The sequence below is a fragment of the Streptomyces sp. NPDC042002 genome (assembly GCF_055588305.1).
In genome coordinates this window covers 369,884-387,958 of record NZ_JBVJCT010000003.1, presented here as the reverse complement: position 1 = coordinate 387,958, position 18,075 = coordinate 369,884, and the positions used below count along the sequence as shown (strand labels likewise).

Annotated in this window: 19 protein-coding genes and 1 pseudogene; 12 read left to right on the top strand and 8 right to left on the bottom strand. The window is 68.4% G+C overall.

Features of this window, described 5'->3' with window-relative positions:
- Nucleotides 1–159: 159 nt before the first annotated feature.
- Nucleotides 160–927: a helix-turn-helix domain-containing protein gene (locus ACZ6KY_RS07055; RefSeq protein WP_469309281.1), complete on the top strand. Its 768-nt coding sequence runs from the start codon at nucleotides 160–162 to the stop codon at nucleotides 925–927.
- Nucleotides 927–1,400 carry an NUDIX domain-containing protein gene (locus ACZ6KY_RS07050; RefSeq protein WP_469309280.1) on the top strand — a complete coding sequence of 158 codons (474 nt, stop codon included), beginning with the start codon at nucleotides 927–929 and terminating at the stop codon, nucleotides 1,398–1,400. The genes ACZ6KY_RS07055 and ACZ6KY_RS07050 overlap by 1 nt, the downstream gene beginning before the upstream one ends.
- Here the strand turns inward: ACZ6KY_RS07050 and ACZ6KY_RS07045 are convergent.
- From ACZ6KY_RS07045 to ACZ6KY_RS07030, 4 genes are all read right to left on the bottom strand, one after another.
- Nucleotides 1,388–1,957, bottom strand: a complete 570-nt coding sequence (locus tag ACZ6KY_RS07045) for an HD domain-containing protein (RefSeq protein ID WP_469309279.1) — start codon at nucleotides 1,955–1,957, stop codon at nucleotides 1,388–1,390. The genes ACZ6KY_RS07050 and ACZ6KY_RS07045 overlap by 13 nt on opposite strands.
- 11 nt (nucleotides 1,958–1,968) lie before the next feature.
- The gene (locus ACZ6KY_RS07040; protein ID WP_469309401.1) at nucleotides 1,969–2,415 is read right to left on the bottom strand and encodes a winged helix-turn-helix domain-containing protein; all 447 of its coding nucleotides are present in this window, start codon (nucleotides 2,413–2,415) and stop codon (nucleotides 1,969–1,971) included.
- Nucleotides 2,416–2,457: 42 nt separating this feature from the next.
- Entirely contained in the window at nucleotides 2,458–4,254 is a 1,797-nt protein-coding gene (locus tag ACZ6KY_RS07035) for a GmrSD restriction endonuclease domain-containing protein (RefSeq protein ID WP_469309278.1), read from the bottom strand.
- 473 nt (nucleotides 4,255–4,727) lie between these two features.
- Entirely contained in the window at nucleotides 4,728–5,288 is a 561-nt protein-coding gene (locus ACZ6KY_RS07030; protein ID WP_469309277.1) for a hypothetical protein, read from the bottom strand.
- A 597-nt stretch (nucleotides 5,289–5,885) separates the two neighbouring features.
- Here ACZ6KY_RS07030 and ACZ6KY_RS07025 point away from each other — a divergent pair.
- Together ACZ6KY_RS07025 and ACZ6KY_RS07020 are read left to right on the top strand one after the other, a co-directional pair.
- Nucleotides 5,886–6,020 (top strand): hypothetical protein, encoded by a 135-nt coding sequence (locus tag ACZ6KY_RS07025; protein WP_469309276.1) that lies wholly within the window; start codon nucleotides 5,886–5,888, stop codon nucleotides 6,018–6,020.
- Between the two features lie 30 nt (nucleotides 6,021–6,050).
- Nucleotides 6,051–6,341 carry a hypothetical protein gene (locus ACZ6KY_RS07020; RefSeq protein ID WP_469309275.1) on the top strand — a complete coding sequence of 97 codons (291 nt, stop codon included), beginning with the start codon at nucleotides 6,051–6,053 and terminating at the stop codon, nucleotides 6,339–6,341.
- 60 nt (nucleotides 6,342–6,401) lie between these two features.
- Here ACZ6KY_RS07020 and ACZ6KY_RS07015 read toward each other — a convergent pair whose 3' ends face one another.
- Together ACZ6KY_RS07015 and ku are read right to left on the bottom strand one after the other, a co-directional pair.
- Nucleotides 6,402–7,328 (bottom strand): PhzF family phenazine biosynthesis protein, encoded by a 927-nt coding sequence (locus tag ACZ6KY_RS07015; RefSeq protein WP_469309274.1) that lies wholly within the window; start codon nucleotides 7,326–7,328, stop codon nucleotides 6,402–6,404.
- Between the two features lie 346 nt (nucleotides 7,329–7,674).
- The gene (gene ku, locus ACZ6KY_RS07010) at nucleotides 7,675–8,781 is read right to left on the bottom strand and encodes a non-homologous end joining protein Ku (protein ID WP_469309273.1); all 1,107 of its coding nucleotides are present in this window, start codon (nucleotides 8,779–8,781) and stop codon (nucleotides 7,675–7,677) included.
- A 62-nt stretch (nucleotides 8,782–8,843) separates the two neighbouring features.
- Here ku and ligD point away from each other — a divergent pair, with 62 nt between their 5' ends.
- Complete coding sequence (gene ligD, locus ACZ6KY_RS07005) at nucleotides 8,844–9,725, top strand: non-homologous end-joining DNA ligase (protein WP_469309272.1); 882 nt, start codon at nucleotides 8,844–8,846, stop codon at nucleotides 9,723–9,725.
- Between the two features lie 106 nt (nucleotides 9,726–9,831).
- Here the strand turns inward: ligD and ACZ6KY_RS07000 are convergent, their stop codons facing one another.
- Nucleotides 9,832–10,635: a nuclease-related domain-containing protein gene (locus tag ACZ6KY_RS07000; RefSeq protein WP_469309271.1), complete on the bottom strand. Its 804-nt coding sequence runs from the start codon at nucleotides 10,633–10,635 to the stop codon at nucleotides 9,832–9,834.
- 99 nt (nucleotides 10,636–10,734) lie between these two features.
- Here ACZ6KY_RS07000 and ACZ6KY_RS06995 point away from each other — a divergent pair, with 99 nt between their 5' ends.
- From ACZ6KY_RS06995 to ACZ6KY_RS06970, 6 genes and pseudogenes are all read left to right on the top strand, one after another.
- Nucleotides 10,735–11,241, top strand: coding sequence for a protein-tyrosine phosphatase family protein (locus tag ACZ6KY_RS06995; protein ID WP_469309270.1), 507 nt, complete (start codon nucleotides 10,735–10,737; stop codon nucleotides 11,239–11,241).
- Nucleotides 11,242–11,264: 23 nt separating this feature from the next.
- Nucleotides 11,265–11,660 (top strand): annotated as a pseudogene (locus ACZ6KY_RS06990) (ATP-binding protein); the annotation flags it as partial.
- A 70-nt stretch (nucleotides 11,661–11,730) separates the two neighbouring features.
- The gene (locus ACZ6KY_RS06985) at nucleotides 11,731–12,414 is read left to right on the top strand and encodes an SH3 domain-containing protein (RefSeq protein WP_469309269.1); all 684 of its coding nucleotides are present in this window, start codon (nucleotides 11,731–11,733) and stop codon (nucleotides 12,412–12,414) included.
- An 89-nt stretch (nucleotides 12,415–12,503) separates the two neighbouring features.
- Nucleotides 12,504–13,880, top strand: a complete 1,377-nt coding sequence (locus ACZ6KY_RS06980) for an FtsW/RodA/SpoVE family cell cycle protein (RefSeq protein ID WP_469309268.1) — start codon at nucleotides 12,504–12,506, stop codon at nucleotides 13,878–13,880.
- The gene (locus tag ACZ6KY_RS06975) at nucleotides 13,877–15,334 is read left to right on the top strand and encodes a penicillin-binding transpeptidase domain-containing protein (RefSeq protein WP_469309267.1); all 1,458 of its coding nucleotides are present in this window, start codon (nucleotides 13,877–13,879) and stop codon (nucleotides 15,332–15,334) included. Before ACZ6KY_RS06980 ends, ACZ6KY_RS06975 begins: the two co-directional genes overlap by 4 nt.
- Nucleotides 15,335–15,465: 131 nt before the next feature.
- Nucleotides 15,466–15,939 (top strand): DUF3291 domain-containing protein, encoded by a 474-nt coding sequence (locus ACZ6KY_RS06970; RefSeq protein WP_469309266.1) that lies wholly within the window; start codon nucleotides 15,466–15,468, stop codon nucleotides 15,937–15,939.
- On the opposite strand, the gene ACZ6KY_RS06965 is transcribed toward ACZ6KY_RS06970, so the two are convergent.
- On the bottom strand, nucleotides 15,936–16,835 hold the full coding sequence (locus ACZ6KY_RS06965; protein WP_469309265.1) for an ADP-ribosylglycohydrolase family protein: 900 nt from the start codon (nucleotides 16,833–16,835) through the stop codon (nucleotides 15,936–15,938). The genes ACZ6KY_RS06970 and ACZ6KY_RS06965 overlap by 4 nt on opposite strands.
- A gap of 268 nt (nucleotides 16,836–17,103) precedes the next feature.
- On the opposite strand from ACZ6KY_RS06965, the gene ACZ6KY_RS06960 reads away from it, so the two are divergent.
- Nucleotides 17,104–18,033, top strand: coding sequence for an AurF N-oxygenase family protein (locus ACZ6KY_RS06960; protein WP_469309264.1), 930 nt, complete (start codon nucleotides 17,104–17,106; stop codon nucleotides 18,031–18,033).
- Nucleotides 18,034–18,075 lie beyond the last annotated feature (42 nt).

Below are 18,075 nucleotides of genomic sequence, written 5' to 3'. Positions count from 1 at the left end.
AAGCCCCTCGGCTGTGGAGTGCTGCGAGCCCCTCGCGCTCGATGTACCTACAGACTGGCGTCGGAGGCGGCGACGATCGACTTCGCGGATGTACGACCTGTGTCGCGCTTGGCTACTGTGAAGTCGTACCAAGTCGTCCCGGCATGGCGGAGGTTGGACGTGGCGAACGAGCGACTACGCGGCGCGATAGTGGACTTGGGCTTATCCCTCGACGAGGTCGCAGAACGACTTGGGGTCGCGCCCAAGACAGTCGAACGCTGGATCAACGAACCCGAGCGCAAGCCATACCGCCGCTTCCAGTTCGCAACAGCATCGCTGTTGAGGTGCGAGGTGTCGTACCTGTGGCCGGACGAGCGCACATCAGCCGAGGTCGCGGCCGCCGGCAACGCGGAGTTGGTCAAGCTCTATCCACACCGGTCCGTCGTGATGCAAACCCTCTGGACGAACCTCTACTCCAAGGCGACCCGTCAGTTTGACCTGTTGGTGTACTCCGGGTTCTGGCTCACGGAAGACGCGTCGTTCCACCGCATCGTGAAAGAGAAGTCAGCCGACGGTGTACCCATCCGCTTCATCCTGGGAGAGCCCACGTCGTCGGCCGTAGCGGTGCGCGGCGAGGACGAAGGGATCGGTGCGGCGATGGCAGGCAAGATCCGGAACGCCCTCATCAACTACGGCCCGCTCTTCGGCCTCCCCGGGGTGGAGTTCCGGTTGCACGGTACGACCCTCTACAACTCCATCTACCGGGCCGACGACGAGATGCTGGCGAACGGACACCTCTACGGCGTCGGCGCCTACATGGCTCCGGTGCTCCACTTGCGACGCGTTCCCGGCGGTGAACTCTTCGATGCCTACGCTGAGAGCGTTGAGAAGGTCTGGGAGTCGGCCCGCCCGATCTCCTCGCCCGCCGATTGGGAAGGCACCCGCTGATGAGCCGCATCGACTACTTCTGTGACCCGAACGCCCCTAAAGCCAACTCGGTCGTCCCCTCGGTGACGGCGATCGTCCGGGACGAAGCAGGGCGGGTGTTGCTCATTCACAAGACCGACAACGACTTGTGGGCACTGCCCGGCGGTGGCCATGACATCGGCGAGCGCATCGCCGACACCGTGGTCCGTGAAGTCTCCGAGGAGACCGGCATGGATGTTGAGGTAGACGACATCGTCGGCCTCTACACCGACCCTGAACACGTGCTGGCCTACGACGACGGAGAGGTTCGGCAGCAGTTCTCTATCTGCTTCCGGGCCCACCCCGTCGGAGGCTCCCTGCGAACGAGTAGCGAGTCGAAAGAGGTCCGCTGGGTTGACCCAACGGACCTTGACGGGCTGGACATTCACCCGTCGATGATGCTGCGTATCCGGCACGGTCTCGACCAGTCCCGGCGAGAGCCCTACATCGGCTGACTGTCGGCAGAGACCTGCGCCAGCCGGCTGTCAACACGCTCTGCCGCCGAGTAGATCTCGGGTGCCGCTCGCTGGATGAACCTCCCGACGATCGTGTCCGGGCCGTATCGCTGCACGATCTCGTCCAGCCGCTCGGCCGGCGTGGTCTGCGTCCCGTCGGGCGTGGTCGTCATGTCGCAGTACAGCAAGGCGTCGACCAGGTCCGGACGCTCTAGCTCGAACTCCCCCTCCAGCTCCTGCCGCAGCCCGCGTTCTTCGGCTTCCAACAGAGCGCAGGAGTGGTGAGCCACGAGACGAACGACCCGCTCGTCCGCCTTCTCCTGGTCACGGAGGAACCGCGCGCCGTCCAGCGGGTGAAAGCCGGTCGTAGCGATGGCTGGCGAGTACCCGATGTCATGGAGCACCGCGGCAGCTTCCAGCAGCTCGGCATCGTCACCCACGACCGGCCCCAAGGAACGAGCGCGCTTGGCGACCCCCAGAGAGTGCGCCCATCGACGCGGGAGCGGATCGGACAGCAGCGATTCGGAGAGCGAGTACGCCCACTCAGTCAGTCCCATGACGGCCAAGACTACGGCTGAGCAGCGGGCGTCGGGAGAGCGCGCACGGTCCGCCCCTTACCGTGGACCGTGGCGAGCAGGCCGTTGCCCTCCATCTGGGCAAGGACACGGCGTATGGCGGTACGGGAGACTCCGAACCTCGCACAAAGCTTCGATTCGGAGGGGTAGAGGTCACCCACAGAGAGCGAGTCCTCTGCGATCAAGTCGGTCATCCGCTCTGCGAGTGAGCGTCGGTCGCCGCTCTGCATAACGCGCCACCCGATACCGGGAGCAGATTCAACTACGCCATCTGCTTCTAGCACCTTGAGAGCGCGGCGCACCGTATTTCGAGAAATACCGTGTGAGTTCATTAGGGAAGCCTCAGACGGCAAGATTTCAGCAATGTCACCTGATTCGATCTGCTGGCGCAGCGACTGAGACACCAGCAAGTAGGTACCTCGCGGACTAGCCTGTTGCACGGCCATTTCCCTCCGTTCAGCTTGGCGGGTCAAGTAGTCTGCCTAGCTTGTAGGGAATTTGCGGATCAGTTCGATCAGGCCAGCTCCGGTCACCTCTTCAGTCGATGGACCGTTGCGCGTGAAGAATCGATCGTCATACATGACAGGTACCGACAGGGCCGCAGGCTCTAGCTTCCAAAGGAGATAGTCTCGATAACGAAACGGGGAGAGCGTTCCAGCAAGCGCACGTGCGAATCGCGGCTCCAGTCGCGAATTCTTGATCTTCTCCACGAGCCAGCGGAATTGTTCATCAACCGACTTCTTCATAGCATCCAACTCATGTTGAGTTCCGGTCACGAAGAATTGGTCTAGCCGCCGAGCCGTCACGCCTGTCAGACGCTCAATCGCATCCGCGTCCTTCTGATCGTCAGCCACGCCAATGAAAATTACGCCTCGCGCTTTGGCGCGCACGTTCGCCATCGCGGATGCGATCTTCATAATCTTTTCGAAGCTCTTGTCGTCGAATTTTGCCGAATCGTTGACCAGGCAGAACCCCTGCTTCAGTTCGAACAAAGCATCTTCCGTCAAAGCCATCTTGAGCGTTGATTCAAATCTCAACGCATGTTCTTGCACCCTGATAGCGTCGACGTCCTCGGTCGGCTTAAATACGCGCTTAAGTGAGCCCTTAACCGCTTCGACCAGCTCGCTTTTTCGGGTACCACCCCAGTTGCCGCCACCAGGAACATTTAGGTCCTTGTCCCAGAACCCCTTGAGCGCCTTTGAGAGCTCTTGCTTGCTCTTAGGAACCAGCCCGTCCTCATGCAGAAGCTGCTCTACCGCAAGAAACAAGGCATGAAAATGTCGCGGCACACCTCGGGGATTCTGCTGCGTAACAGTCCAGGTGGAATAAGGAGCCCCCGCCACCTCTAGAGTCTCTTTAATCAGATCAAGCGTCGCCATGAACCTGCGCTCAATCTCATCCTTCCCGATGGTCAAGAGACGCGACCGGATGGAAAGAGCGGACGTCGAGTGCGTCACACGCTCTTCGCTGTAGGCTGCGTTACGGTATTCCGTCCCACTTGACGCCAACGGACGCAGGATAAGATCCAGGAGTAGGTCAAGGACGAGCTCTTCGTCTCGTGATTCCCTCACTGCATCACGCGACAGAATCCCCTGCTTTACCCAAAAAATCTCCGCATCATAGATTCCATAGTCCAAGTCTCTATTAGTGATGCTGATCTTTGGCATGTCTTGGAGGTTGACGTAATCCGTGAGAGATGCATCCCCCCGAATAGCTGCACTAAGACGCCGTACGAGGCTCGCGATCTCGGCAGTTGAACCTGCCTGCCGAATCTCTTGAAGACTGAGATGCCGTCCCGACGAGTTGATACGCCGGAACACTTCGTCGACCGACGATTCACTCGCCGATCGATAAGTAGATACGGGCAGATGATAGTTCGTGAAATCCCTGCACGCTGCGCGGTCCCACACGGGCGCCTGCTGCTTCAGGATTCCACTATCTTTGAGGAACTTAGTATCAGCCAGCGTTTCAACATCGAAGTATTTACCGTCAACTGGAAACTTGTTCTCGATGAATGAGAAAAATGCGTCCAGCCGTTGCAGCCCATCGATAACTTCGAGTCGGGCACTTCCCTCATGCTGACTCTCCGCCAGCAGGATGAGTGGAATAGGAAGCCTCTTCAATGCCGAATCAATCAGCTTCTGCTTCTCCTCGACAGCCCACACAAGCTTACGCTGATAGCGACGGTTGATCAGGAATCGGTTCTGGACGTAGTCGCTGTACAACTGCTGGAGGCTTTCGCCCTTGACGGACAGCTCGGTACCTTCGTCCACAGTCATCCTGTTTATCCCTTCAGGCCCGCCCGTGAGGCAACCCAGCCGATCGCGTCTGATAGGCAGGCTACCGAGGAGGGTGCCAACAGTGACATCTAGCGTGCGACACCGCGGTGTGTGAGTCGAGGCCAGACCGCCACCGGATCGAAGCTCTTCCCTACGCCGACGGCCATGATCCCCTAGATCCGCCGACGCAAAGCGTCCCCGCCCCGCAGCTCAAGTCGGTCCAGAGAGTGTGCGGTGAGCTGCGCTCACAGGTGGCAGCGGACGTGCACGGTATGCGATAGAAGGGGTCTGCTGGGACACCTCTCCGGCCCATCTGCGCAGGTCAGCGCCCTCCGCAAGCTAACTTCAGCACGCCCTCCGGAGCCGTGTGCGCAGGTTCGAATCCTGCCGGGGGCACCCCTTATGAGGTGCCCAAAGACCCCGTCACCAGCGGAAACGCTGAGGCCGGGGTCTTCGCGTATGTGCAGGCAGATTCAGTCGTTGTCCGGCGCGGGTGGCGGGGTTGCTGGAAGCGCCCAGACCGGATCCTGCGGGTCTGGGCGGCCGTGAAGACGGCTCGGGAGCGGTCCCGGGACAGCCAGCCGACGGCGGGCGATTCCGGTGAAGGACCGGCGCCGGTCCTCAACAAGGTCTCGAAGCTCGAACCAGCGCTCCTGCGTGGATACCTCGCGGACAAGGGCAAGCTGAGCTCGCCAGATCTCCTCGTCGATCGCATGGGCGGCGTGAGCGATGTCGTGGTCAGCCACAAGACTCACCATGGCCAAGGCGTCGTTCCACGGCCGCCAGTCGATAGTCGAGACCCCGTCTGCCGACTCGCCCGCCGGCTGACCCCTCACTTCCCGAGCCAGCCGGCTCAGGGCTATCAGGATCGCGGCGGACTCCCGCAATACCTGTGCACAAGCATCCGTCTGCCGTTCCCAGGACCGCTGTCCTCGTTGCGCCCGGCTACTGACGGCAGAGCCGGCGATGACGCCCAGCAGAGTTGTTACTACGGCACCGCCCGTGGTGGCGATGAAGCTCCAGTCGATGGTCACACCTCGAAGTCTCAGTGCCACACCCAGCCTCCGGGAAGCATCTTGGTGGCCAGACTCGCTTGGCCACGGTCACGCGAACGGCGGGGGTTGGTGACGTGCAGCGCCGGCTCTACAGAGCGCTTCACGAGCCTCCGACTTCTCGGCGAGCCGAGAGCCCGCACGGCTTCCTCTCAGGTCAGGGCCGCAATCATGTGCCCCGTGAGCGTGCGCTCCGGAGTCGTGCACGCAGGTTCGAATGCCGCCGGAGGAACCTGTCTTCCGCAAGGCCACTGAACGAGGTGTGGGTAGGGGGAGGTGGGCCTGGGGGTTGTGGACCACCGATCGCTGGTCGCTGGCGCCGTTCGAAACAGCGGGGTGTTGTCGTACTGAGCTGATTGGATCATCGGTATGACGGACTGGTCTCGGCTCCACCATGCATACGGCTCGGCAGAAGACATCCCTGGCCTGCTCGGCGCCGTGACTTCGGACGCGCAGGATCCCGGGTGGATTGGGATCTGGTCCCGGCTGTGTCATCAGGGCTCCGTCTATTCGGCCGGTTACGCGGTCTTGCCCGTTCTGGTCGGGATGGCGCGGCAGTGGGCCCCTGAGGACCGAGGGATGCCTCTGTTCCTGGCCGGACGCATGGTGAGCAGCTCGGATCAGCCGTACGGCGATGTCGATCCCCAAGTGACGTACGCCTCCGAGATATCGGACCTGGCGCAGTTGACCGAGGAAGCTCTTCAGGGCCCCTGACTCGGCGAAAACCCCACGGAGTACGTCCACTTGCCGGCTGCGCTGCTGAGTTTCCAGGGTGTCGAGGTCTGGGGTGAGCAGCTCGACGGGCTCAACGACGAGGAGTACGAGGTGCCCTGCCCCTCGTGCAGCGCAGAGAACTTCGTCGTCTTCGGGGAACACGGCTTCTTCTCCACTGGCCACGACCCGTGGGTCGGTGGAGTCGGTGCGGTAGCCGAGGGCGAGGGCGACGTCGTCAGCGAGTCTTCGGTTCACGGCGGTGCAGCAGGCCCGTTCGGCTTCCAGCCAAGGGGAGTTCGGCCGGGGGCGCCTGATCGCTGACCCGCGTCACGCGCGGAAAAGCGTGCTCGATCGGTGTTGAGTCCCGGAGCGGGCGGGCGGTCAGGCCCTGGGGGCGTTTCTCTTGTGCTCGACCCTGGCCGTTCCGCCCAGTTGGATGCGGGGTCCCCTGGTGCCGGGGGCTGCCGTGGCCGTGATGGTGGCGGGGCTGCCCAGTGCGTCGCCCATGTCGATGGTGAGCTCGGTGGTGCCGTGTCCGGCCAGGTGCGCGGCCAGGCAGGCGCCGCTGTTGGCGTTGGCGATGTCCTCCGGGACGCCGATCGACGGTGCGAACATGCGGGCCGCCAGGGATCCTGAGGGTGACGGCGGGGAGTAGACGTACGCGCCCAGCAGGCCGAAGCGGTCGCAGGCGGTGCGGAGTTGGCCGAGGTCCGGGGTCAGTGCGGCGAGCGCCGCGCGGTCGGGGACGGGGACGGGGACCAGGAGACGCTCCCTTCCCATCGCCGCGACACGTACGTCCTGGCCGGACTCGTCCGCGCCGGGTTCGTCCGCGCCGTACTCGTCCGGTGCCACGCCCAGGGCTTTCAGGGCTAGGGTCCGCTCGGGCCCGGTCGGTTCGCGCAGGTCCACGGGGCCGGGATCGAAGGCGGCGGCGAAGTGGGCGTCGCGCGGTTCGCACCAGCCGTCGAAGACGCGGTTCGGCGTTCGGAGGGTGGCTCGGTAGGGCTCCGGGGCACCGTTCAGCGAAGCGGAGTGCGCGAGGTACGCCAGCGCGGCGACCGTTCCGTGGCCGCAGGCCGGCAACTCCCCCTCCGCGGTGAAGAAGCGCAGGTCCACCGTCGGTTCTCGGGTCTCGCCGGGGTGCACGCGGACGTAGACGGCGTGCGAGGTTCCCGCGTCCACCGGCACCCGGCGCCGCTCGTCGTCGCTGAGGTTCGGATGCGCCTCCTCCAGCACCACGGCGGTGGGGCTGCCGCCCGCGCCCCCGCGCAGGCAGGCATGGACGAGGGTCACGGGAGGCGCGCTCATCGGCCGTTCCCTGGGCGGCGGTTGAGCCCGCGGACGGGCCTCTCGGGCGGCGCCGCGCACCGTCCCGGCCTTCCGGGCGACTCCGCGTACCGTCCCGGCCTTCCGGGCAACTCGTACCGTCCTGGCATCCTGAGCCACCCCTCGTATCGCTCCGACCCCCGGGCACCTCACATCGCCCCAGCCGTTCAGCCGCCCCGCCGGCGTCAGGGGCGAGTTCCGCGCACCGCAGGCGTCACCGGCGCCGTACGTCTCTGTCACTCTAACCAGGCCCGGGAGGGCGGGGAGAGCGGGAAGCACGTCCCTCGGGCTCCCGCTCCCAGACCTGCACCCCGGCCCAGGGCGTCCGTCAGGCGGACGCCCGCTTGTGCGAGGTCGTCTTCTTCGCGGCGGTCTTCTTGGCCGTCGTCCGGGAGGCCGTCGTGCCGCCGGAGCGCTTCGCGGTGGTGCCGGCGGTCGACTTGGCGGTCGACTTCCTCGCCGTCGGCTTCTTCGCCGTCGACTTCTTCGCCGCGGTCTTCTTGGCCGCCGGCTTCTTCGCCGTGGACGTCGACTTCTTCCCGCCGACCTCCTTCGGCGCCGTACCGGTCGACCGGCGGGCGGCGGTCTTGCGGGCGGGCAGCGGGGTGACCTCGGCGTCCTCGCCACCGGTCCCGGTGGCCTCCTCGGCCTCCTCGCCCCGCGACTCCTTGGCCGAGCGCACGCTCTTCTCCAAGGCCGCCATCAGGTCCAGTACCTTGCCACCGGCCTTCTCCCCGGAGGGGGCGGCGGGCGCCTCGTGCCCCTCGGCCTTGGCGGTGACGAGTTCCTCGACGGCCTCGCGGTAGTCGTCGTGCAGGTCTTCGAGGTCGACCTCGCCGAGGGTGCCCATCAGCGCGTCGGCCAGGTCGAGTTCCTTGTCGCGGACCGTGACGGCGGCGTCCGGGGCGACCTCGTCGGTGGCGCGGATCTCGTCCGGCCAGAGCAGACCGTGCATGGCGATGACGTCGTCGACGACGCGCAGCATGCCGAGCCGCTCCCGCCCGCGCAGCGCGAACTTCGCCACGGCGACCTTCTGGCCGCGTTTGAGGGCCTCGCGCAGCAGGACGTACGGCTTGGCGGCCGGGACCCCGTTCGCGGCGAGGTAGTACGCCGTGTCCATCTGGAGCGGGTCGATCCGGTCCGCCGGGACGAAGGCCACGATCTCGATGGTCCGGGTGGTCGGGATGGGCAGCGAGGCCAGGTCCTCGTCCGTGATCGGGATCAGCGTGCCGTCCGCGTCCTCGTAGGCCTTGCCGATCTCGGCGGTCGAGACCTCGCTGTCCTCCAGCTCGCAGACCTTGCGGTAGCGGATGCGGCCGCCGCCGTCGAGGTGGATCTGACGGAAGGAGATCGCGTGGCTCTCCGTGGCGTTCACGACCTTGATGGGGATGCTGACCAGGCCGAAGGAGATGGCGCCGTTCCAGATGGATCGCACGTGCAGCACCCTTCCGATCACGATGGGCGATTTTTGTGCTGTTTTCGTGTGATTGTCATGGTATGACGCCTATCACGGAGGTGGAGGGCAGAAGACTCGCGCTCACCAATCTCGACAAGGTCCTCCATCCGGCCACCGGCTTCACCAAAGGCGAGGTGCTGCACTACTACGCCACCGTGGCGGACGTACTGCTCCCCCATCTGCGGGACCGGCCGGTCTCCTTCCTGCGTTATCCCGACGGGCCGGACGGGCAGCTCTTCTTCACCAAGAACGTGCCGCCCGGTATGCCCGGCTGGGTCACCACGGCCGAGGTTCCGCGCGCCGAGGGGCCCGCGCGCATGGTCCTCGTCCAGGACCTGGCCTCGCTCATGTGGGCGGCCAACCTGGTGACGGAGTTCCACACCCCGCAGTGGACGATCGGCACGCCCAAGATCGCCGACCGGATCGTCTTCGACCTCGATCCGGAGGCGCCTGCGACGGTCGTGGAGTGCTGCGAGGTGGCGTTGTGGCTGCGCGAGCGGCTGGCCGCCGACGGGATCGAGGCGTACGCGAAGTCGTCCGGGGCGAAGGGGCTGCACCTGCTGGCCGCTGTCGCGCCGACGCCGTCCGCAGACGTCAGCGCGTACGCGAAGGAGCTGGCCGTGGAGGCGGAGAAGGCGCTGCCCCGCCAGGTCGTGCACCGGATGACGCGAAGCCTGCGGCCCGGAAAGGTGTTCGTCGACTGGAGTCAGAACGCCGGCCGGAAGACGACCGCCACTCCTTACACGTTACGGGCACGGGCGGTGCCGACGGTGTCCGCGCCCGTGACCTGGAAGGAGGTCGAGGAGTGCGGGTCGCCCGCCCAACTGGCTTTCCAGGCAGCGGACATCGCGCCCCGCGTGCGGGAGTTCGGCGACCTGCTGGCCCCGCTGTTCGACGCGGAGCGCACTCGCCCGTTGCCCTGAACGGCCCGGGGCGCGAGCCCGCTGCCCTGAGCGGGGAGCGCGCGAGCCCGTCCGCTGCCCCGAACGGCCCGGCGGAGGCCGCGGGCGGCCAGCGCCCGGTTCGCGTTCAGACCCGCAGCCAGGTGTGCCGGTCGCGGGCCATCGCGTGCAGGGCCTCCACGTCCGCGGGCTTGAGCACCCCGCCGAGCCGGGCGAGGCTCGCGAGGTCGGTGTCCCGCAGGACGCGGACCGCGCGCGGCGGCGCGGTGGTGTCGAGGCGGGTGGGGCCGACCACGGCGAGGACGGCGTGGACCTCGGCCGTCAGGGCATGGGACGCGCGGTCGGCGTCGGCGCGGACCCGGCGGAGCAGCGGACGCGGTTCCCGGCGGCCGACGGTGACCATCGGGTCGGCGACCAGGACCCGCTGCTTACGGGCGTACAGGCTGTGTACGCAGAAGAGGCCGGCGGGGCCGATCACCAGGTGGTGGACGCGGTCGCCGCCCGGGAGCGGGACCGAGTGCAGGGTGTGCCAGCCGCCTCCCTCCAGCTCGTCGAGGGTCGCGCCGACGGCCTGCTCGGCGGCGAGCGCGCGGCGGCGCGGGTCGGGGCGCAGCCGGTGCGCCGGGCCCGGGTCGCGGTCGAGGTCGATCACCAGGGCCTCGCCGGGCCGGTTCGGCGCGAGGTCGTCGTCCGGGTGGAGCGTCAGCCGGGCCAGCTCGGCCGGGGTCGGCACGGGCGGCGGCCCGACCGTCACCGGGCCGGTAAGGAACGGGCCCAGCGCGACGAGCACGTCCTCGCGCCGGTCCTCGCTGAGCAGGTTGACCCTGGCCGTCTCACGGTCGTACCAGGCGACGCTTCTCCCGTCGGTCAGGCACACGTACAGGCGCTCCTGTCCGTGGCGCCGGGCCGGTACGACGCGCAGTCCTTTCATGCACCATCACCCCATGACCATGGGAACAGGCGGGGTGCTCCCTGGGCAAGAACCCGGTTACCTTTGGCAGGAGTTGGGGGAGTTGGGTGGGAGGCGCCGTTGCGGACTCGTAGAAGATATCCGGATGTTCCGGCCCCGGACAGCCCGTGGAGTGAGATCGTGCCCGGCCTGTGGATGGGCGGCCATGAGTTCGCGGCGCGTTCGGGACAGCCCGAATCCGCCGTCGTACACGATGAGTTCGACCTGGTCCTGACGCTTCTGCGGCTGCCTGGGCACGGGCCCGACCCGGGCGTCGAGCACCATGTGTGGCCCATACCGGACGGGCCGTTGGACGGTACGCAGCTGACGGGGGTCATGCGGCTCGCGCGGGCCGCCGACGACGCGCTGGAGGACGGGCGCCGGGTGCTCGTCCGCTGCTATCACGGGTACAACCGCTCGGGGCTGGTCGTCGCGCACGCGCTCACCCTGGCGGGGCACAGCACCGAGGACGCGATACGGCTGATCAGGGCCCGGCGCTCGCCCTGGGCGCTGCACAACGACCTGTTCGTGGAGTACCTGCGGGCCGGGCTCGCCACGGCACGTCTCCTCGAAGAACTCGCGGAGTAGTGGAGTAGCGGTGCAGCGAGTAGCGCGCCTCGGGTACCGGCACCGCGGTCCGGGTGGTGCGGGGCGCGCGGGCCGGGACCGGCCGGCGCCGGCTGGAGCGGGTGCCCGGGAATCTGGTGGCGGACGCCCACAAGCACGGCGGGGGGCCGGTGACGCTGACCCTGGACGGCCCGGTCGTCACCGTCCGGGACCACGGGGACGGTTACCCCGGCTACCTCCTGGAGCACGGGCCGCAGCGCTTCCGTACCGAGGGCGGTCCGAAGGGCCACGGGCTCGGCCTGACCATCGCGCTCGGCCAGGCGGAGGTCCTGGGCGCGCGCCTGGTGTTCACCAACGCCCCGGACGGCGGAGCGGTGGCGACACTGACGCTCCCTCAGGGCGGGCGGGAGGAGCCGGGCATCTCCGATGGCGGAGTGTGACCTGCGTTCCCCGGCTCCCGATCCTAATGTGGCGATAAGTCAGGTTCGCCCCCTTCTGGAGGAGCCCTCCATGTCCCTGCGGTCCACATACACCCGAATCGGTATGGCCCTCGCCGCCGGCAGCCTTGTCGCCCTCGCCGGTGCCACCCCCGCCCTCGCCGACGGCGAGGGCGGCACCGGAAGCGGCGACACCCACCAGTGGAGCAACGGTGGCGGCGGTGACGGCCAGCAGCAGGGCGGGGGCGGGAACGGTCACACCTGGAACAACGGTGGCGGCGGAAACGGCAACGCCAACGGCCACACGTGGAACAACGGGGGCGGTGGCGGGGGCGGCGGAAACGGCCAGACATCCAACAACGGTGGCGGGGGCGGAAACGGCAACGGCCACACCTGGAACAACGGCGGTGGCGGCGGAAACGGCAACGGCCACACGTGGAACAACGGTGATGGTGGCGGCAACGGTCACGAGCCGGCGAACGGGAACGGCAGGGGTGACGGCGTCGGCCAGAACAGCCCGCGCCTGTACCAGGGCAGGATCACCGCCCGCGGCGGGCTGGCCCTGCGCAGTTCCCCGACGCGCGGCAGCCAGCTGATCCGGGTAGCGCGGCAGGGCGAGATCGTCTCCATCTTCTGCAAGACCTCGGGCCAGACCGTCGAGGGCAACCCCCTCTGGTACCTCCTCACGGACGGCACCTGGGCCTGGGGCGCCGCGCGCTACATCGACAACATCGGCCCGTCCCCCCGCTGGTGCTGACACCGCGTTGCCGAACGATGGCGAACCGGACCGGCCGGTTCGTCATCGCGTAACGGGACATCGGGTCGCCCGCTTGCTACGTTCCGGACATGACCCTGCCCGGAATGTCCGGAACGGCCGTGGCGGCGGACCCGGCCCCTCCCGCTGAACGCCTTCCCAGGCGCCGTGGCATCGAGCTCACCCTCCTCGTCGTCGCCGTCCTGCTCTGCGTGTACGGCTACTGCGCCGTCGGTCTGGCCAGGAACGGCACCGTCCCGCCCGGCGCCGCCGGATACGGCGCCGGGCTCGGCGTGCTCGCGCTCCTCGCCCATGCCGCCGTGCGCCTGAGGGCCCCGTACGCCGATCCCCTGCTGCTGCCCATCGCGGTCCTCCTCAACGGCCTGGGCCTGGTGCTGATCTACCGGCTCGACCTGGAGACCCCGGCCGACCAGGCGGCGCCCATCCAGCTCATCTGGTCGACGCTCGGCGTCGCGCTCTTCATCGTCGTCGTGCTCTTCCTGCGCGACCACCGGGTGCTCCAGCGCTACACCTACGTCTCGGTGGTCGGCGCGCTCGCCCTGCTCGTCCTGCCGATCTTCTTCCCGGCGGTGAACGGCGCCCGCATCTGGATCCGGATCGCCGGATTCTCCATCCAGCCGGGCGAGTTCGCGAAGGTGCTGCTCGCGGTCTTCTTCGCCGGCTACCTCGCCGCCAACCGCAACGCGCTCGCCTACAGCGGCCGCCAGATCTGGCGGTTCCGGCAGCTCCAGCTGCCCACCGGGCGGGTCCTCGGGCCGATCGTGGCGATCTGGCTGCTGAGCGTCCTGGTCCTGGTCCTGGAGCGGGACCTCGGAACCTCGCTGCTCTTCTTCGGCCTGTTCGTGATCCTGCTCTACGTCGCGACCGGCCGCACCGGCTGGACCGCCGTGGGGCTGCTGCTGGCCTGTGCCGGCGCGGTCGCCGTGGGCCGTCTCGAACCGCATGTGCACAGCCGGGTGCAGGACTGGCTGGACCCCTTCGCGTCGATCACCGCGGGCCAGGGCCCCAACCAACTCACCCAGTCCCTCTTCGCGTTCGCCGCCGGCGGCATGCTCGGCACCGGCCTCGGGCTCGGCCACTCGATCCTCATCGGCTTCGCCGCCAAGTCCGACTTCATCCTGGCGACCGCGGGCGAGGAGCTCGGTCTGGTCGGCCTGTCCGCGATCTTCCTGCTGTACGGCCTCCTCGTGGAACGCGGCTACCGCGCGGGCCTGGCCCTGCGCGACCCCTTCGGCCGGCTGCTCGCGGTCGGCCTCGCCTCGATCGTGGCCCTCCAGGTCTTCGTCATCGCGGGAGGCGTGACCGGCCTGATCCCGCTGACCGGCATGGCGATGCCGTTCCTCGCGCAGGGCGGCTCCTCGGTCGTCACCAACTGGATCATCGTGGCTCTGCTGATCCGGATCAGCGACTGCGCCCGCGGTCAGTACGACGGGACACCGGCCTCATGACCAAGTACATCCGCCGGGCCATCGGGCTGTGCGCCGTGCTGCTCGTGGCCCTCCTGGTCAACGCCGCCCGCGTCCAGGTCGTCCAGGCCCCGTCGTACGACCACAACCCCGCCAACCGCCGTCTGGCGATCGCCCGTTACGGCCAGCCGCGCGGCGACATCGTCGTCGACGGCCGGACGGTCACCGGCTCCAAGGACACCGGCGAGCAGCTCCGCTACGAACGGACGTACCGGGACGGCCCGTTGTACGCGCCCGTCACCGGCTTCGCCTCGCAGCTGTACGGGACGACACTGCTGGAGGGCACCGAGGACGGCGTCCTGTCCGGCTCCGACCCGATGCTCGCCCCGTTCCCCCTGCTGAACGGCCTCACCCGGGCCCGGAGCCACGGCGGCAGGGTCGTCACCACGCTCGACGCGGCGGCGCAGCGCGCCGCCTACGAGGGGCTCGGGGCCCGTCGGGGCGCGGTCGCCGCGATCGAGCCGACCACCGGCCGGATCCTGGCGCTGGTCTCCACGCCGTCGTACGATCCCGCGCGGCTGTCCGGGACGGGGCCGGCCGTGTCGGCGGCGTGGGCGCGGCTGAACGGGCAGGCCGACAAGCCGATGCTCAACCGGGCGATCCGGCAGACGTATCCGCCGGGGTCGACGTTCAAGGTGCTGACCGCGGCGGCGGCGCTGGACTCGGGCGTGGTGGACGATGTGGACGCGCCGACCACGTCACCGGACCCCTACCGGCTCCCCGGCACCACGACAAGGCTCACGAACGAGGTCGAGGGCTGCGAGGACGCCTCCCTGCGGTACGCGTTCACCTGGTCCTGCAACACGGTCTTCGCGAAGCTGGGCGTGGACGTCGGGCTCGACGACATGACGAGGACGGCGGCGAACTTCGGCTTCAACGACCGCAAGCTGCGCATCCCCTTCTCGGTGGCGCCCAGCAACTTCGATCTGCGGCTCGACAAGGCGCAGTTGGCGCTCTCCTCCATCGGCCAGTTCGACACCCGCGCGACTCCGCTGCAGATGGCGATGATCTCGGCGGCCGTCGCGGGCGACGGTTCGGTCAGGACGCCGTACCTCGTGGAGAAGACGACCGCACATGGCGGCGGGACGCTGGCCACCACCGGCCCGCGGACCCTCCACCAGGCGATGAGCGCGTCGACGGCGCAGCGCATGCGCGAGCTGATGACCGACGTGGTGGAGAAGGGCACCGGAACCGTGGCCGCCATCCCCGGCGCCACCGTCGGCGGGAAGACCGGCACCGCCCAGCACGGCATCGGCAACTCCGGTACCCCGTACGCCTGGTTCATCTCCTGGGCCCGGGCCGACGACTCCATGGAACCCGCGGTGGCCGTCGCGGTCGTCGTCGAGGACGCGGCGGCGGACCGGGAGGACGTCACCGGCGGCGGGTTCGCGGGGCCGATCGCGCGGGCGGTGATGGAGGCGGTGCTGGGGTCGTGAGGGGCCCTCTCGGTCCTCTCTCACTCCGCGAGGAGGTGGGCGAGCGGGGGACGAGGGAGCGCGCGAGGGGTTTTCTCTCACTGCGTGAGACGGGGGTGTGGTCGTCGCCACGGCCGACCTAGCGTTCGGTCATGACTGAGTCGACAGCCTCGTACGAGCTCGCGCAGGTCAACATCGCCCGCCTCAAGGCACCCCTGGATTCACCCGAGTTGAAGGACTTCGTCGAAGCCCTCGATCCCGTGAACGCCGTCGCGGACGCGGCGGACGGATTCGTCTGGCGACTACAGAGCGACTCCGGCAACGCCACGGACGTTCCCGTCCTCGGCGATGACTGGCTGATCGTCAACATGTCCACCTGGCGCGACACGAACGCGCTGACGGCGTTCATGTACCAGGGCCGACACCGTGAGCTGATGGCGCGGCGCCGTGATTTCTTCGAGCGGCTGGAGAAGGCGGTGACCGCGCTGTGGTGGGTCCCCTCCGGCCATCGCCCCACCGTCCCGGAGGCCGAGTCGCGACTGCTGCACCTGCGTGAACACGGGCCCACTCAGCGGGCGTTCACCTTGCGGACGTCGTTCCCGCCGGGGACGGCGGAAGGGCCCTAGGCGCTTCCGGGTACCGCTTCCCTGCGGCGCAGCCAGTCGGGGGCGACGGTGTCGACGCCGGTGCGGGCGGCCACGATTCCGCCGGTGATCGCGCAGGTCGTGTCGACGTCGCCGAAGCCCTCGGCGGTGCTCCAGAGCGCCGCCGTCAGGTCGCCGGGGTGACGGGCGGCGCACCAGACGGCGAAGGGGACGGTGTCGTCGGCCCGGACGCGCTGACCGTTGCCCAGGATGTCCGCGGCCTTCCACGGCGCGGTGGAGAAGGGGAGGCCGGCCGCCCTTTCGAGGCCGTCCCGGACGGCGCTCCTTGGGGTCGCCGACGCGACGGCGGCGATGTCCTGCTCGTCCCGCGCGGACAACGCGGCGGCCGTCGCCACGGCGACGGCGCCCGCGATGCCCTCCGGGTGGGCGTGGGTCACCTCGGCCGACAGCGCGGCCTGCTCGGCGACGGACGGCAGGCTCGCGTGGAACCACGCCCCCAGCGGCGCGACCCGCATCGCCGCGCCGTTGCCCAGGCTGCCCTCTCCGTCGAACAGTGCGCGCGCCAACTCCGGCCAGCGGTGCGGCTCCTGGACGAGCCGGGGAAGCAGTTCGTGCATCCCGTGGCCGTACCCGCGGGCCGGGTCCGCGTCGTAGCCGAGCGCGAAGGCCTGGGCCAGCTCGGTCTGCCGGATCTCGCCGTGCTCGTCGAGGACCCGGATGACGCCGAGCGCCATCGCCGTGTCGTCGGTCCAGTGCCAGTCGGACTCCTGCGGGGTGCGCCGGGCGCGGATCTCCTCGTACGCCTGGAGCCGGTCCCTGAAGAGCGGGAACCAGCGCTCCCCGAAGGCGTCACCGAGGGCCAGGCCTTCGAGGCTGCGTCGGGCGGCCGTGCGGTTCGGGGTGATCGAGGAGGTCATGGGCTGATGATGCCGGGTGGGAGGTGGGGCGGGACGCGGACGACAGGGCAACTGGCGGAGGAAGGGAGGGGATTCGGGCCGCTCGCCGCACTCCTCGTACAGGGCGTGCATCGGGGCACCTCGCGCGGGCTCACCGGAGGCAGGCGCGGTAGACGCGTCGTCAACAAGTCCGGCGCAGGGGATTGACGAGCTTGCTGACAAGCAGTCTCATAAGTGGTGACCGCCGGTAACCCCTGAAGTGATCCCGTACGACGAGGTGGGAACAGCCATGACGACGGTGACCGAAGCCGAGGTGCTCCGTGACGCGCTCGGTCTGCTCAAGGACCGGGAGCGGGTGGCCGAGCGCCTCCTCGACTCCTCCGCCAAGCACTCCTTCGACCCCGACAAGGAGCTCGACTGGGACGCGCCCTTCGAGGAGGGCAAGTGGTTCTGGCCGCCCGAGCTGGTGTCGCTGTACGACACCCCGCTGTGGCGGCGGATGAGCGAGGAGCAGCGGATCGCGCTGTCCCGGCACGAGGCGGTCGCGCTGGCCTCGCTGGGCATCTGGTTCGAGATCATCCTGATGCAGTTGCTGGTGCGGCACATCTACGACAAGGCGGCGACGAGCGCGCATGTGCGGTACGCGCTGACCGAGATCGAGGACGAGTGCCGGCACTCGAAGATGTTCGCCCGGCTGATCACGCGCGGGGGCACGCCGTACTACCCGGTGAGCCGGGCCCATCTCCATCTCGGGCGGGTCTTCAAGACCATCTCGACCACGCCGGGTTCCTTCACGGCCACGCTGCTCGGTGAGGAGATCCTCGACTGGATGCAGCGGCTGACGTTCCCGGACGAGCGGGTGCAGACCCTCGTCCGGGGGGTCACGCGGATCCATGTGGTGGAGGAGGCTCGGCATGTCCGTTACGCCCGGGAGGAGTTGCGGCGGCAGATGGTCTCCGCGCCGCGGTGGTCGCAGGGGTTCACCCGGATCACCTCGGGCGAGTTCGCCCGGGTCTTCTCGGTGGCCTTCATCAACCCGGACGTGTACACGAACGTCGGACTCGACAAGCGCGAGGCGCTGGCCCAGGTGAAGGCCAGTGGGCACCGGCGGGACGTGATGCAGACCGGGGCCAAGAAGCTGACGGACTTCCTGGATGACATCGGGGTGCTGCGGGGGGCGGGGCGGCGGCTGTGGAAGTCGTCGGGGCTGCTGGCCTGAGGTGGTCCTGCGGGGTGGTGCCGGGCTCGGCCCCGACTCGGC

Coding starts and splice junctions, on each gene's coding strand:
- ACZ6KY_RS07050 (WP_469309280.1), top strand. CDS start 927: ATGAGCCGCATCGACTACTTCTGTGACCCGAACGCCCCTAAAGCCAAC.
- ACZ6KY_RS07045 (WP_469309279.1), bottom strand. CDS start 1,957: ATGGGACTGACTGAGTGGGCGTACTCGCTCTCCGAATCGCTGCTGTCC.
- ACZ6KY_RS07035 (WP_469309278.1), bottom strand. CDS start 4,254: ATGACTGTGGACGAAGGTACCGAGCTGTCCGTCAAGGGCGAAAGCCTC.
- ACZ6KY_RS07025 (WP_469309276.1), top strand. CDS start 5,886: ATGCCTCTGTTCCTGGCCGGACGCATGGTGAGCAGCTCGGATCAGCCG.
- ACZ6KY_RS07015 (WP_469309274.1), bottom strand. CDS start 7,328: ATGAGCGCGCCTCCCGTGACCCTCGTCCATGCCTGCCTGCGCGGGGGC.
- ligD (WP_469309272.1), top strand. CDS start 8,844: ATGACGCCTATCACGGAGGTGGAGGGCAGAAGACTCGCGCTCACCAAT.
- ACZ6KY_RS07000 (WP_469309271.1), bottom strand. CDS start 10,635: ATGAAAGGACTGCGCGTCGTACCGGCCCGGCGCCACGGACAGGAGCGC.
- ACZ6KY_RS06985 (WP_469309269.1), top strand. CDS start 11,731: ATGTCCCTGCGGTCCACATACACCCGAATCGGTATGGCCCTCGCCGCC.
- ACZ6KY_RS06980 (WP_469309268.1), top strand. CDS start 12,504: ATGACCCTGCCCGGAATGTCCGGAACGGCCGTGGCGGCGGACCCGGCC.
- ACZ6KY_RS06975 (WP_469309267.1), top strand. CDS start 13,877: ATGACCAAGTACATCCGCCGGGCCATCGGGCTGTGCGCCGTGCTGCTC.
- ACZ6KY_RS06970 (WP_469309266.1), top strand. CDS start 15,466: ATGACTGAGTCGACAGCCTCGTACGAGCTCGCGCAGGTCAACATCGCC.
- ACZ6KY_RS06965 (WP_469309265.1), bottom strand. CDS start 16,835: ATGACCTCCTCGATCACCCCGAACCGCACGGCCGCCCGACGCAGCCTC.
- ACZ6KY_RS06960 (WP_469309264.1), top strand. CDS start 17,104: ATGACGACGGTGACCGAAGCCGAGGTGCTCCGTGACGCGCTCGGTCTG.